Source organism: Acidovorax sp. NB1 (assembly GCF_005405905.1).
In the GTDB taxonomy this organism is placed as follows: Bacteria; Pseudomonadota; Gammaproteobacteria; order Burkholderiales; family Burkholderiaceae_C; genus Acidovorax.
Window position 1 is genome coordinate 82866 of the sequence record NZ_BJHU01000057.1, and the last position, 13121, is coordinate 95986.

Consider the following 13121-nt stretch of genomic DNA (forward strand, 5'->3'; position numbering starts at 1 on the left):
CTCCTTGGTTTCTTACAGGCTCGCAGATCAGTCCAGCGACACGTTGGCCTTGCGGATCACGTCGCCAAAACGCTGGCTCTCGTCCTTGACGAACTGGTTGAACTGCGCGCGCGTGGTGGGGAACTGTTCGTAGCCAAAGGTCTTGAACTTCTCGGCCACTTCGGGGCCGGTCAGGGCCTGTTCGATGTCCTTGCGGATCTTGTCGGCCACGGCGGCGGGCAGGCCAGGTGGCACGGCGATGGCGTTCCAGCCGGTCACTGCAAAGTCCTTGGGGCCACCCGATTCGGCCACGGTGGGCACGTCGGGGAACTCGGCCGAGCGCTGGGGCCCGGCAAACGCGACCAGGCGCAGTTTGCCCGCCCGGTACAGAGGGCCTGCGGTGGCAGCGCTGCCCAGCGCAAAGTCGATCTCGCCGGTGGACACCGAGGTGTAGAGCTGCGTGGTCTCCTTGAAGATCACATGCTCCATCTGCGTGCCGGTGGCGGACTCGAACAGCTCCGAGCCCAGGTGCACCGGGTTGCCAACGGACCAGCTGCCATAGTTGAGCTTGCCGGGGCGCGCTTTTGCGTCGGCCACGATGTCGCCCACCGTCTTGTACTTGCTGCCCGTGCCCACGGTGAAGAAGAAGTGCGTCTTGAACAGCGGCAGCAGGGTGTCGAAGTCCTTGACGGGGTCGTAGGGAAGCTTCTTGAACAGGCTGGGGTAGGCCGCCAGGTGCACGTTGTCCAGGATGAGCAGGTCGTGGCCGTCCTTGGCGCCGCGCTTCCAGGCGTCGATGGCGATGAAGCCATTGCCGCCGGGGCGGTTCTCCACGATGACGCCTGTGCCCCAGGCGCGCGAGAGCTTGTCAGCCACCAGGCGGGCCACGCCATCGGGGCCGCCGCCCACAGGGAAGGGGCTGATGATGCGCACTTGCTTGGTGGGGAACTGCTGTGCGGCTGCGGGTTGCACCAGCGCGCCTGCCACGGCGGCCACGCCCAGTGCCAGGGTCAGCGTGCGGCGGAGTCGGAAAGAAGAACGGGCAGAAGAAATCATCGCTTCAGGAACAAAGAAAAATCAAAATTGATAGCTGTCAGCGCATGATGGACGCGCGCAAACGGCCAAAAAAGCTTGTGAAAATTGGATTCAGTCGATGTACTTGAGCCCCGCAGCCGCCAGCGGCTCGCGCATCTTGTACATATCGAGGCCCAGCACACCGCTGGCCAGCTTGGCGCGCTTTTCGCCTTCAAAGCTCTCGCGCTTTTGCGCGGCTTCCAGTGTTTGCACGGCGCGGGCGGCGGGCACGCACACGATGCCGTCGTCGTCCGCCACGATCACGTCGCCGGGCGAGACGAGCATGCCCGCGCACACCACCGGGATGTTGACCGAGCCGATGGTGGCCTTGATGCAGCCCTTGCTGGAGATGCTCTTGCTCCACACCGGGAAGTTCATCTCGTTGAGCGTCTTCACATCGCGCACCCCGGCGTCGATGATGAGCGCCCGTGCGCCGCGCGCCTGGAAGGACGTGGCCAGCAGGTCGCCAAAGTAGCCATCGGTGCACTCGGCCGTGATGGCAGCCACCACGATGTCGCCGGGCTGGATCTGCTCGGCCACCACATGCATCATCCAGTTGTCTCCCGGGTGCAGGAGCACGGTGACGGCCGTGCCGCTGACCTGCACACCGCTCTGGATGGGGCGCATGTAGGGCTTGAGCAGGCCCACGCGGCCCATGGCCTCGTGCACGGTGGCCGAGCCCAGGGCGGCCAGGCCATCAGCGGCTGCGCGGTCGGCGCGGGTGATGTTGCGGTAGACAACGCCTAGTTCGTACATGGTGATTTCTCTTCGGTGGATTGGGTGATGTGAGGGCCTTGAGCGAACAACATTCGATGCACCCCGACCGTTCGGGCTGAGCCTGTCGAAGCCTTGCGAGGCGCTTCGACAGGCTCAACGTGAACGGTTTCGGGGAATCAAAGCCCCTTGGCCTTCAGGCGGGTGTCGAGGCGCGAGAACACGCGGCGCGTGTTGGCTTCGTAGATCTGGTGCTTGTCATCGGCGCTCAGGATGGTGGAGGCCTCGATGTAGCGCTTGGTGTCGTCGTAGTAGTTGCCGGTGGTGGGGTCGATGCCGCGCACGGCGCCGATCATCTCGCTGGCGAACAGTACGTTCTTCACCGGGATCACGGTGTTCAGCAGGTCTATGCCCGGCTGGTGGTACACGCAGGTGTCGAAGTACACGTTGTTCATCAGGTGCTCGTCGAGCAGCGGTTTTTTCATCTCTTGCGCCAGCCCACGGAAGCGGCCCCAGTGATAGGGCACCGCGCCGCCGCCGTGCGGGATCAAAAACTTGAGCGTGGGGAAGTCCTTGAACAGATCGCCCTGGATGAGCTGCATGAAGGCCGTCGTGTCGGCATTGAGGTAGTGCGCGCCCGTGGTGTGAAAGCACGCGTTGCAGCTGGTGCTCACGTGGATCATGGCGGGCAGGTCGTACTCCACCATCTTTTCGTAGATGGGGTACCAGTGCTTGTCGGTGAGCGGGGGGCTGGTCCAGTGGCCGCCAGAAGGATCAGGGTTCAGGTTGATGCCCACCGCGCCGTATTCGTGCACGCACTTTTCCAGCTCGGGGATGCAGGTGGCGGGATCCACGCCGGGGCTTTGCGGCAGCATGGCCACGGGCACGAAGTGGTCGGGGAACAGCGTGGAGACGCGATAGCAGAGTTCGTTGCAGATGGCCGCCCAGGTGCTGGACACATTGAAATCGCCAATGTGGTGGGCCATGAAGCTGGCGCGGGGGCTGAACAGCGTGATGTCGCTGCCGCGCTCTTTCATCAGCTTGAGCTGGTTGGTCTCGATGGACTCGCGCAGCTCGTCGTCGCTGATATGCAGGTCGGCCACTTTGGGCATGAGTGCCGGGTCTTTGATGCCGGCGATCTGCGCATTGCGCCAGTTCTCCAGCGCCTTGGGGGCCGTGGTGTAGTGGCCGTGGCAGTCGATGATGAGGCTCATTTTTGGGTGCTCCTGGAAGGTGTTCTTGTGATCGGTCAGGCGGGGGTCATGCCTTGCTTTTGCTTGGCTTCGGCGGCTGCGGGAGAGGCCAGGTAAGCCAGCAGCGAACGCGCTGCATCCATCTGTTGCGAATGCATGCCGATGCCTGATGAAAACGTGGTGGTGATCTGGATGGCCGGTGGCAACGGGCCCACGATCTGGATGCCCTGCACATGCAGCAGCTCGCTCAGTTGCTGAAAGCCCAGCGCCACTTCGCCCTTGGCCACCAGCGAGCCCACGGGCACGCCGGGGGGCGCTTGCACCATGCGTGGCGCAATCTGCTCGGCAATGCCCCAGCGCTCAAACAGTTTGCTCAGCGCCACGCCGCTGGGGCCAGTGGACAGGCTGATGCTGGGCGCGGCCAGCACGGCAGCGCGCACGGCGTCTTCGCTCGACAGGTCGGGCATCGGCGCGCCCGCAGGCACGGCCACGGCCACGCCGGAGTGCACCCAGTCCACCTTGCTGCCAGGCATCAGGTGGCCCGCAGCCATGAGCTTGTCGATGGGATCGGACGCGAGGATCACCACGTCGAACGCCTCACCCGCCGCCACACGCTTGGCGGCATCGACACCGCCCACCGATTCGATGGCGGCCTGCGTGCCCGTCTGCTGCGCAAAACCGGCCACTAGGTCGGCCAGCACCTGGCGCGTGGCCATGGAAGAAATGCCTCGGATCACTGGCGCCGTCATACCTTGTCTCCTGCCGGGCTGCGGGTGGCCCAGGCGGTGCGTGCAGTTGTATACATGCCGCCGATTGTGGGCAGCGGCGGCCCAAACATGAAGGCGGCACCGGCACTACCAGATATATCATTCCGTGATCGTTGACCTACAGCTATAGCAGAGAGCCTTGCCCATGGACCTCAAGCAGATCGAATACTTTGTGCGCGTGGCCGAGCTGGGCAGCTTCACCCGCGCCTCGGTGGTGCTGGACATCGCCCAGCCCGCCCTGAGCCGCCAGGTGCGCCTGCTGGAGGTGGAGCTGCGCCAGAACCTGCTGGTGCGCAACGGCCGGGGCGCCACGCCCACTGAAGCGGGCAAGCTGCTGCTGGAGCACGGGCGCGGCATCCTGCACCAGGTGGAGCGCGCGCGGGAGGAGCTGGGCCGCGTGCGCGGCGCGCTGGCCGGTCGCGTGGCGATTGGCCTGCCGCCCAGCATTGCCAAGGTGCTGACGGTGCCGCTGACGCGCGCCTTCCGCGTGAAGATGCCGGACGCGGCGCTGGCCATCAGCGAGGGCCTGTCGGTGGCCATGCGCGAATCGCTGACCACCGGGCTGCTCGACATTGCGCTGCTCTACAACACCACGCCCGCACCGGGCATCGAGAGCACGGCGCTGCTGGAGGAAGACCTGTTTCTGGTGCAGCGCCGCACTCCGGGCCAGAACGAGGCGGAGGCCGATGCCCTGGCCCGCACGCCCCTGCCACTGGACGAGCTGCCGCGCTTTCCTCTGGTGATTCCCACGCGCCCCAATTCCATCCGCATGTTGGTGGAATCTGAACTGGCCGCGCGTGGCAAGCGCCCGCAGATCAGCCTGGAGATCGACGGCGTGGCCGCCATCCTGGACCTGGTGGCCGATGGCGCGGGCTGTGCGGTGCTGCCCATGAATGCGGTCACCACGTCGGGCAAGCCAGAAGTGTTCAGCACCCGGCCCATCCACGGTGCGGGCAGCGAGGGTGATGACGCGGAGGCGGGCGGCAACACGCGCCTGCGCAGCAAGCTGTTCATGGCGGTGAGCTCGCAACGCCCGGCCACGCTCACGCAGCAGGCGATGGCGGAGTTGATTCGCAGCACCCTGCAAGCGTTGTATAGAAGCCCCCCCTGAGGCGCTACGCGCCTTCCCCCCAAGGGGGACGACGCCCTCGCTGCGGGGCGCCCCTTGCCCGGCGTCCCTGGTATTCGGCCGCGCCAGTTGCATGGAGCAGAGACGAATCAAAGGGACCGAGGCATCAGCCCCCAGCAGCAGCTGGTGGTGACAAACTTTCCAACAAACGGTCCGCATAGTCTTGCCAGCGCGCGTCCTTGGGCAGGCCTTGAAACACGCCTTCGCGCGCCAAGTCGGCCACCCACTGCTGCTTGGCGGCGATGGCCGAGGCCATCAGAGGCTCCATGCCGGCCTCGTGCACGGTGTGGGCCGATTCGCGCATCTCTTCGGCGCGGCGCTGGCCGTGCTGCACCACGCGGCTGAAAAAGTAGCGGCCTTGTTCGTGCCAGTCGATGGACGGGAAGGTCTCGGCCAGCGTGGGCAGCACATGGTCTTCCACGCCGTAGTGGCGGGCGGTGGTGTAGCTCTCGATCACCAACGCCTCCAGCCCTTTGATCATGATGCTGCGGCACATCTTGATGGCGCTGGCCACGCCCAGTTGCTCGCTCACAGGTTGGGCATCCATGCCCCAGCCGGTCAGCAAAGCCGCCAGTGCGGCAGCCTGCGCGCCGCCCAGCAGCATGGGCACACGAATGCCGTAGGGTGGCACCGAGGTCATGACGCCCGCCTCGACATAGTGCGCGCCACGCGCCTCGATGAGCGCCGCCGCCTGCTGCTTGGTGCCGGGCGATGCGGAGTTGAGATCCAGGTACACGGTGCCGGGGCGGATGTGCTGCGCCGCCTCCTGCGCCACGGCCAGCGTGTTCGACGCGGTGACGGCCGAGATGATGCAGTCGCAGCGCGCGCACAGCGCCTGCATCGCATCCACCGCCACCACACCCGCCTGCCCGGCGTGCTGCTGCAGGGCGTCGCGGTGCGCGGGGTCGGCCAGCTTCAGGTCCCAGGCGGCGACTGAGGCCACGCCGGGCTGGACGCGCAAGCCCGCACTGAAGATCTTGCCCACCTCGCCATAGCCCACGAGGCCGATGTGTGTGATGTTCATTCGATGTTCCTTTCCGCCTTTCACCACCGCCAACGATCCGCAGCGGCAGCGCTCACTGACGCGCGATCTTGGCCTTGGCGATCACATCGCTCCAGCGGCGCACATCGGCGGCCAGGTGCTCGCCCAGCTGCGCGGGGGTACTGCCCTGGGCATTGAGATTCAGCTCCAGCAGGCGCTTTTTCACGTCGGGCTGGGCCAACGCGGCCTGCACCTCGCGCGAGAGGCGCTCCACAACGGCCGGAGGCGTCTTGGCGGGCACGGCCAGGCCGTTCCACGATGTGACGTTGAAGCCCGCCAGCGGACCGCCGCTCTCGCGCACCTTGGGCACATCGGGCAGCTGCGGCGCCCGCTGTGCGCCCATCACAGCCAGCGGCCGCAGGGCCTTGGAGCCGATCTGCGGCATGAGGCCGCCCAGGATGTCGATCATCACGTCGATCTCTCCACCCCGCAGCGCAGTGATGACCGGCGGCGTGCCGTTGAAGGGCACCACCTGCGCGTCGATGCCCGCCGTCACCTTGAACAGCTCGGCCGCCAGGTTCTGTGTGGTGCCGATCTGCGGTGTGCCGATGTTGAGCTGGCCGGGGTGGGCGCGGGCATACGTCAGCAGCTCGCCCAGTGTGCGAAAGCGCCCTCCCTCCTTCACCACCACGGCCAGGTCGAACGTGGCCAGCAGGGAGACGGGCGCAAAGTCCTTGAGCGTATCGAACGGCAGCGACTGGAACAGCGCCGCACTCACCGCCGTGCCGCTGCTCACCAGCAGCAGCGTGTGGCCGTCGGGCTCGGCGCGGGCGACCTGCTCGCCCGCCACCACACCGCCCGCGCTGGGCTTGTTTTCGATGACCACGCTTTGCCCCAACGGGCCCGCGATCTTCTGACCCACGGTGCGCGCCGTGATGTCGGCCGCGCCACCCGCGGCGTTGGGCACCACGATGCGCAGCGGGCGTGAGGGAAAAGCGGCCTGCGCGCTGGCTGCACCGCCGAACGACGCTGCCAGCCATGCCAGGAGGGTTCTGCGGTGCACGGCGCTGCCCATGGTGCGCGCTACCGTGCCACGCCCAGCAGGCGGTCCAGCAGCTCGGGCTGGGCGCTCAGTTCGACCGCGCTGCCGGTGTGCACCACGGTGCCACGGTCCAGCACGGCGGCATGGTCCGAAATGGCCAGGATGGCCTGCGGGTGCTGCTCCACGATGATGGCCGACAGACCCTCTTCGCGCGTGATGCGGCGGATGGCGCGCAGCAGCTCCTCCACGATGATGGGTGCCAGGCCTTCCAGCGGCTCGTCGAGCAGCAGCAGGCGCGGGTTGAGCACCAGCGCACGGCCCACGGCCAGCATCTGCTGCTCGCCGCCCGACAGCTGCGTGCCCAGGTTGGTCTTGCGCTCGGCCAGGCGCGGGAACATTTCGTACACACGCTCGGGCGTCCACGGCCGTGCGGTGGAGCCTTTGCGGCCCGGGCGCGCCACGGCCGTGAGGTTCTCGTGCACCGTGAGCGACTTGAAGATGTTGCGCTCTTGCGGCACCCAGCCGATGCCGGCCGCCGCGCGTTCGTGCGGGGGCAGCTTGTGCAGCGCCACACCGCCCAGGCTCACCGTGCCCGCATGCTGGCGCGTGGCCCCGGCCAACGTGTTGATGAGCGTGGTCTTGCCCGTGCCGTTGCGCCCCAGCAGGGCCAGCGTGTCGCCTTCGGGCAGGGCCAGCGAAATGCCTTGCAGCACCACGGCCTCGCCGTAGCCTGCGCTCAGGCCCTCGATGCGCAGGAGTTCTGTCTTAGACATGCGCATCCTCCCCGTGACCGAGGTACACCGCCTTCACCTGCGGGTCATTGGCAATCGTGTCCGGGTCGCCCTCGGTGAGCACCGTGCCGTTGACCAGCACCGTCATGCGGTTGGCAAAGCTGAAAACCAGGTCCATATCGTGTTCGATCAACAGCACCGAGACATCGGCGGGCAGGGCCGCCACTGTCTGCAGCAGCTCCTCGCGCTCGCCGGCGGGCACACCGGCCACCGGTTCGTCGAGCAGCAACACGCGCGGCTCGCAGGCCAGCGCAATCGCAATCTCCAGCAGGCGGCGCTTGCCGTAGGCCAGCACGCGCGTTTCCTCGGCCATGACGGAGGTCAGGTGGAACTGCTCCAGCAATTGCTCGCAACGTTCGGTGACCGCCTTGCGCGCACCCAGCGGTTGCCACCACTTGCCGCCCAGGCCCTGGTGCTGCGACACGGTGAGCGCCAGTGTCTCCAGCGGCGTGAGCGTGTCGAACAGCTGGTTGATCTGGAAGGTGCGCACCATGCCGCGCTGCACACGCTGGTGCGGCGCCAGGCGCGTGATGTCCTGGCCTTCGAGGGTGATGGAGCCTTCGGTGGGCTCCAGCACGCCAGTCAGCAGGTTGATGAGCGTGGTCTTGCCCGCGCCATTGGGGCCAATGAGCGCATGGCGCGCGCCCTTTTGCAGGTTCAGCGTGACGTTGTTGGTGGCCGTGATGCCGCCAAAACGCTTGACCAGGCCCTGTGCCGACAGCACGGTGTTGGAGGTAGAGATATTCATGTCGGTGATCCATTGCACTGCGCACAGCACGCAACCCATGAAACTGGCGCGGCGCATTGCGCGGGCAGCCGCGCAAGGGCCGCCCCGCCGCGCTGGCTGCGTCTCCCTCCCCTAGCGCGCAGCGCGTAGAGAGAGGGGGAAGGCGCGAAGCGACTCAGGGGGTGTTTCATTTCCTAAACCAGGTCCAGGGGCGGAACAAACGGTCACGCCCGACCAGTACCAGCACCACCAGGAACAAGCCCACCCAGAAGGTCCAGTACTGCGGTGTGATGGACGAGATCACGTCCTGCAGCAGCTTGAAACCGATGGCGCCCAGGATGCCGCCATACAGCCAGCCCACGCCGCCGATCACAAGAATCAGCATCACATCGGCCGAGCGGTGAAACTCGAACAGGTCGAGCGAGGCAAAGCCCGTGGTCTGCGTCAGCAGCGCGCCCGCAGCCCCGGCCAGCGCAGCGGCCAGCGTGTACACCTGTGCTAGCTTGGCCGTCACCGGGATGCCGATGGCCATGGCACGCAGCCGGTTGTCGCGGATGGCCTTGAGCGTGGCCCCAAAGGGCGACTGCACGATGCGGCGGGCCAGCAGGAAGAACACCAGCAGCACGGTGAGCGAATACCACGCAGCCGTGCGGCCATACAGGTCAAATTCGAACCGACCGAGCACCGGGCCCATCATCACGCCCTGCAGGCCGTCAGCACCGCCAGTCAGCCAGTCGAGCTTGTTGGCCAGCTCCAGCATCACCAGGCCCACGCCCAGCGTGACCATGAGGCGCGTGAGGTCGGTGCCGCGCATGATGGTGAACGAGGCCACCGCGCCCAGCACCGTGGCTGCCGCAATGCCCACGGCCAGACCCACCAGTGGGTCGGGCATCACATGCTTAGCAAACAGCGCGGCCGCGTAGCCGCCCAGGCCGAAGAAGGCCGCATGGCCCAGCGATACGATGCCGGTGTAGCCCAGGATCAGGTCCAGCGAAATCGCAAACAGCGCCACGATGGCGATCTCGTTGATGATGAGCGCATGGCTGGGCAGCGCGAGCGGCGCGGCAAAGGCCAGCAGCCACAGCACGGGCTCCCACCAGCGGAAGCGGCGCACGCGCAGCAAAGACTCTGTGGTGGAGGATGGGGTTGCGGGGTTCATTGTTCAGAATCCGACGAAGAGGGCGAATACGCCAGCGCACCCGTGGAACTGGCTTTGCCAGGCCACCGGGTGCGTCCCCCTCCCGCGCAGCGAGAGAGGGGTGAAGACGCGAAGCGGCTCAGGGGGTGCTTCATCTATTTGCCCCCCTTGCGCACAAAGAGGCCCTGAGGGCGCCAGATGAGGATCAGGATCATGAGGCTGTACACGATGAAGGCGCCCAGCTTGGGGATGTAGTACTTGCCGGCCACGTCGGCAATGCCGAGCAGCAACGCGGCCAGCAGCGGACCAGTGATGGACGAGGTGCCACCCACGGCCACCACGATCAAAAAGTAGATCATGAACTTGAGCGGAAAGCTCGGGTCCAGCCCCAGCACTTCAGCGCCCAGCGCGCCGCCCAGGCCCGCAAGGCCGGAGCCGAAAGCGAATGTGGACAAAAACACGATGTTCACGTTGATGCCCATGCCAGCGGCTACGCGCTGGTCGTCCACACTGGCACGCAAGCGGCTGCCGAAGCGGGTTTTGGTGAGCACATATTGCAGGCCCACGGTGAGCGCAGCGCACACCGCAATGATGAACAGGCGGTAGTGGCCCATGCCCAGCATGAGGGCGCCGCTGCCGATCTCAGTGCGGCCTTTGAGCCATTCGGGCAGCTGCATGATCTGCTGCGTGGAGCCCACAAAGTAGTCCACGCTGGCCACGGCCATGAACACCAAACCGATGGAGAACAGCACCTGGTCCAGGTGGGCCTTGTGGTACAGCGGGCGGTACAGCGTGCGCTCCAGCACGCCCCCCAGCAGCGCCGTGCCCACAAACGCGAGCGGCAGGCAGACCAGAAAGGGCACATCCAGCCGCTGCATCAGCAGCACCGTGATGTAGCCCCCCGCCATGGCAAAGGCCCCGTGCGCCAGGTTGATGAAGTTCATCAGCCCCATGGTCACGGCCAGGCCCACTGCCAGGATGAACAGCAACATGCCGTAGGCAACGCCGTCGAAAAGAATGGTCAGCATGAAATCACTTCATTGAAGACAAAAAAGGGCCGCCGTATCGCGAAATGTATAGGCGCCATGGGCGGAGAAGACTGTTGGATCAACGAACTCGCCTTGGCTTCGACAGGCTCAGCCCGAACGGGTGGAAAAACGCCCCCACCCGCAACCACTGGCGCGCCCCAGGCCAGTGCCGCCGTGCAAGGGCCGCCCCGCCGCAGGGGGGCTTCTTATTTCGTCTTTCCGGGGTCCTTGACGTCCTTGATCACGTCAAATTCCACGTTGTACAGCTGGCCGTTCACACGCTCCACCTTGCGCAGGTACACGTCCTGCACGATGTCGCGGGTCTGTGCATCGATGAACACCTTGCCGCGTGGGCTTTCGAAGATCTGGCCCTTCATGGCGGCCAGCAGGGCGTCACCGCCGCCGGCACCCTTGGTGGTCTTGAGCGCTTCGTAAATCACGCGCATGCCGTCGTAGCCGCCCACGGCCATGAAGTTGGGGCGCAGGCCCTTGTTGGCCTTCTCGAAAGCTTCCACAAACTTCTTGTTCATGGGCGAGGGGTGCGCAGCCGAGTAGTGGTGCGAGGTGACCACGCCCAGCGCGCCGTCGCCCATGTCGTTCAGTTGATCGTCATCCGTCACGTCGCCGGTGCCGATGAGCTTGATGCCGGCCTTGTCCATGCCGCGCTCCAGGAACTGCTTCATCACCGCAGCGCCCGCACCCGAAGGCACAAAGACGAACAGCGCATCGGGCTTGGCGTCGCGCACCTTCTGCAGGAAGGGGGCGAAGTCGGGATTGCGCAGCGGCACGCGCAGCGATTCGGTCACCTGGCCGCCGTTGAAGGTGAGGCGCTGGTTGAAATACTTTTCTGCATCGATGCCGGGGCCGTAGTCGCTCACCAAGGTCACGACCTTCTTGATGCCGTTCTTGGGCGCCCAGTCGGCCAAGGCCACCGACACCTGCGGCAGCGTGAAACTGGTGCGCACCACATAGGGCGAGGCCTCGGTGATACTGGAGGTGGCGGCGGCCATCACCACCAAGGGCGTCTTGGACTGCGTAGCCAGGGGGGCTGTGGCCATGGCCGAGGGCGTGATGCCCATGCCGGCCAGCACGTTGACTTTTTCGTTGACGACCAACTCCTGGGCCAGGCGGCGCGTCACGTCGGGCAGGCTGGTGTCGTCCTTGATGATGAGCTGCACCTTCTTGCCGGCCACGGTGTCGCCGTTCTGGGCCATGTACAGGCGCGCTGCGGCTTCGATCTGGCGGCCGGTGGTGGCTTGCTGGCCGGTCATGGGCAGGACCAGGCCGATCTTGAACACATTGTCCTGCGCCACGGCGGGCAGCACGGCCAGGCCGGTGGAGAGCGCAATGGCGGCAGCGGCCGAGGCACGAAGAAGGTGGCGTTTTTGCATCGTTGTCTCCTGTGGAAAGTCGTTGTATACAGAAAATGCTGGCGGGAGTTTGGCGTGGGGTCGGTTATTTCACAAGCGCAAATTCAAGCATTCAGGTATCACCAAATGCAATAACCCAACCCCATGCGCACCGGCGCGCGACCGCCGTTATGCCCGCTCGCGGATCAGCTGTACACCGGGCAAGCCCTGCACCTGCGACGCCTGCACCGCCGCCAGCAGGTTGCGCCGGGTGATGCGCGAGTGCTCGCGCAGGATGGCCTCGGCCCGCGCGCCTTCGCGCCGCTCGATGGCGTCCAGCGCCTGGCGGTGCTGGTCTTGTGCCACCACCAGCATGTCGCGTGCCTGGGCCGAATGGGTCTGCACCACCACAAACGCCGAGGGCGACGCAAACGGCAGGCCCTTGACGCGGTCCAGCTCGCGCGCCACCACGTCGCTGCCCACCATGCGGCTAAGCAGCAGGTGGAACCGCGCATTCAGCTCCACATAGCGCGAGAAACCCTCGTCATCCAGCGTGCGCGGGCTCAGCGTGTCGTCGATGGCGTCGAGGCAGGCGTGGGCCTCGGCCAGCAGCGCGGGGGCCACGCCGCGCTCGGCCGCCAGACGGGCGGCCAAGCCTTCCATGGTGCCACGCAGCTCAATGGCGTCGGCCACATCGGTTTCAGAGAACGTGCGCACGGCGTAGCCACCGCCGGGCAGCCGGTGCAGCAGGCCCTCCTGCTCCAGCCGCATGAGTGCGGCACGGATGGGCGTGCGCGACACCCCCAGCTTCTCGACGAGGGTCAGTTCGGCAATGCGGGCACCGCCGGGCAGCTCGCCCGCCAGGATCATCTCGCGCAGGCGCAGCTGCGCCTTGACGGCCTGCGAGGCACCCGCCTCGGTGGCATCGGCCGACGGAGCAATGGTCAGGGGGTCGGGAAGATTCATGGTGGCAAGGGGCTATGGCGGCTAGCGGGTGAAGTTCAGCCACCAGAATGTATACATAAACCATTGCAGCATCCACCCCAAAGCATAGCGATCCATTACAAAACAACAGCTTACGAGATATACAAGATTGAAATAGCTGTTTTACACCTTTCTTATGTATACAGAAAATCACCTTTTTCGCACAATCACGGCACCCAGCCAGCAAATTGCGAGCGGGCTGTATACCAAGCCCGCCACGACAC

The 13121-nt window shown here is 65.8% G+C and carries 13 protein-coding genes; 1 reads left to right on the forward strand and 12 read right to left on the reverse strand.

The genetic code is table 11. The features are described 5' to 3' along the window. Positions 1-27 precede the first annotated feature (27 nt). From AvAM_RS23100 to AvAM_RS23115, 4 genes are all read right to left on the reverse strand, one after another. Positions 28-1035: a tripartite tricarboxylate transporter substrate binding protein gene (locus tag AvAM_RS23100; RefSeq protein ID WP_137749252.1), complete on the reverse strand. Its 1008-nt coding sequence runs from the start codon at positions 1033-1035 to the stop codon at positions 28-30. 90 nt (positions 1036-1125) lie between these two features. Then, positions 1126-1809 carry a 4-carboxy-4-hydroxy-2-oxoadipate aldolase/oxaloacetate decarboxylase gene (gene ligK, locus AvAM_RS23105; RefSeq protein ID WP_137749253.1) on the reverse strand — a complete coding sequence of 228 codons (684 nt, stop codon included), beginning with the start codon at positions 1807-1809 and terminating at the stop codon, positions 1126-1128. Between the two features lie 137 nt (positions 1810-1946). Further along, the gene (locus tag AvAM_RS23110) at positions 1947-2981 is read right to left on the reverse strand and encodes an amidohydrolase family protein (RefSeq protein WP_137749254.1); all 1035 of its coding nucleotides are present in this window, start codon (positions 2979-2981) and stop codon (positions 1947-1949) included. A gap of 35 nt (positions 2982-3016) precedes the next feature. Continuing rightward, on the reverse strand, positions 3017-3709 hold the full coding sequence (locus tag AvAM_RS23115) for a substrate-binding domain-containing protein (RefSeq protein ID WP_137749255.1): 693 nt from the start codon (positions 3707-3709) through the stop codon (positions 3017-3019). A gap of 163 nt (positions 3710-3872) precedes the next feature. On the opposite strand from AvAM_RS23115, the gene AvAM_RS23120 reads away from it, so the two are divergent. Next, positions 3873-4838 (forward strand): LysR substrate-binding domain-containing protein, encoded by a 966-nt coding sequence (locus AvAM_RS23120; RefSeq protein ID WP_137749256.1) that lies wholly within the window; start codon positions 3873-3875, stop codon positions 4836-4838. Positions 4839-4962: 124 nt separating this feature from the next. Here AvAM_RS23120 and AvAM_RS23125 read toward each other — a convergent pair whose 3' ends face one another. The 8 genes from AvAM_RS23125 to AvAM_RS23165 all read right to left on the reverse strand — a co-directional run bounded on the left by AvAM_RS23125 (position 4963) and on the right by AvAM_RS23165 (position 12879). Next, on the reverse strand, positions 4963-5880 hold the full coding sequence (locus tag AvAM_RS23125; protein ID WP_137749257.1) for an NAD(P)-dependent oxidoreductase: 918 nt from the start codon (positions 5878-5880) through the stop codon (positions 4963-4965). 52 nt (positions 5881-5932) lie between these two features. Beyond that, complete coding sequence (locus tag AvAM_RS23130; protein WP_137749258.1) at positions 5933-6913, reverse strand: tripartite tricarboxylate transporter substrate binding protein; 981 nt, start codon at positions 6911-6913, stop codon at positions 5933-5935. An 8-nt stretch (positions 6914-6921) separates the two neighbouring features. After that, positions 6922-7653 (reverse strand): ABC transporter ATP-binding protein, encoded by a 732-nt coding sequence (locus tag AvAM_RS23135; protein WP_137749259.1) that lies wholly within the window; start codon positions 7651-7653, stop codon positions 6922-6924. Then, positions 7646-8419: an ABC transporter ATP-binding protein gene (locus AvAM_RS23140; protein ID WP_060984900.1), complete on the reverse strand. Its 774-nt coding sequence runs from the start codon at positions 8417-8419 to the stop codon at positions 7646-7648. The genes AvAM_RS23135 and AvAM_RS23140 overlap by 8 nt, the downstream gene beginning before the upstream one ends. A 166-nt stretch (positions 8420-8585) precedes the next feature. Next, positions 8586-9557, reverse strand: a complete 972-nt coding sequence (locus AvAM_RS23150; RefSeq protein ID WP_137749260.1) for a branched-chain amino acid ABC transporter permease — start codon at positions 9555-9557, stop codon at positions 8586-8588. A 134-nt stretch (positions 9558-9691) separates the two neighbouring features. Then, positions 9692-10564, reverse strand: coding sequence for a branched-chain amino acid ABC transporter permease (locus tag AvAM_RS23155; protein ID WP_124512446.1), 873 nt, complete (start codon positions 10562-10564; stop codon positions 9692-9694). A gap of 206 nt (positions 10565-10770) precedes the next feature. Then, positions 10771-11955 carry an ABC transporter substrate-binding protein gene (locus tag AvAM_RS23160; RefSeq protein ID WP_137749261.1) on the reverse strand — a complete coding sequence of 395 codons (1185 nt, stop codon included), beginning with the start codon at positions 11953-11955 and terminating at the stop codon, positions 10771-10773. A gap of 147 nt (positions 11956-12102) precedes the next feature. Next, positions 12103-12879 (reverse strand): GntR family transcriptional regulator, encoded by a 777-nt coding sequence (locus AvAM_RS23165; protein ID WP_137749262.1) that lies wholly within the window; start codon positions 12877-12879, stop codon positions 12103-12105. Positions 12880-13121 lie beyond the last annotated feature (242 nt).

Bases quoted from the DNA above. Each gene is read 5' to 3' on its own strand.
- AvAM_RS23140 (WP_060984900.1), bottom strand. From the start codon at position 8,419: ATGAATATCTCTACCTCCAACACCGTGCTGTCGGCACAGGGCCTGGTC.
- AvAM_RS23160 (WP_137749261.1), bottom strand. From the start codon at position 11,955: ATGCAAAAACGCCACCTTCTTCGTGCCTCGGCCGCTGCCGCCATTGCG.
- AvAM_RS23120 (WP_137749256.1), top strand. From the start codon at position 3,873: ATGGACCTCAAGCAGATCGAATACTTTGTGCGCGTGGCCGAGCTGGGC.
- AvAM_RS23165 (WP_137749262.1), bottom strand. From the start codon at position 12,879: ATGAATCTTCCCGACCCCCTGACCATTGCTCCGTCGGCCGATGCCACC.
- AvAM_RS23100 (WP_137749252.1), bottom strand. From the start codon at position 1,035: ATGATTTCTTCTGCCCGTTCTTCTTTCCGACTCCGCCGCACGCTGACC.
- AvAM_RS23135 (WP_137749259.1), bottom strand. From the start codon at position 7,653: ATGTCTAAGACAGAACTCCTGCGCATCGAGGGCCTGAGCGCAGGCTAC.
- AvAM_RS23155 (WP_124512446.1), bottom strand. From the start codon at position 10,564: ATGCTGACCATTCTTTTCGACGGCGTTGCCTACGGCATGTTGCTGTTC.
- ligK (WP_137749253.1), bottom strand. From the start codon at position 1,809: ATGTACGAACTAGGCGTTGTCTACCGCAACATCACCCGCGCCGACCGC.
- AvAM_RS23150 (WP_137749260.1), bottom strand. From the start codon at position 9,557: ATGAACCCCGCAACCCCATCCTCCACCACAGAGTCTTTGCTGCGCGTG.
- AvAM_RS23115 (WP_137749255.1), bottom strand. From the start codon at position 3,709: ATGACGGCGCCAGTGATCCGAGGCATTTCTTCCATGGCCACGCGCCAG.
- AvAM_RS23125 (WP_137749257.1), bottom strand. From the start codon at position 5,880: ATGAACATCACACACATCGGCCTCGTGGGCTATGGCGAGGTGGGCAAG.
- AvAM_RS23130 (WP_137749258.1), bottom strand. From the start codon at position 6,913: ATGGGCAGCGCCGTGCACCGCAGAACCCTCCTGGCATGGCTGGCAGCG.
- AvAM_RS23110 (WP_137749254.1), bottom strand. From the start codon at position 2,981: ATGAGCCTCATCATCGACTGCCACGGCCACTACACCACGGCCCCCAAG.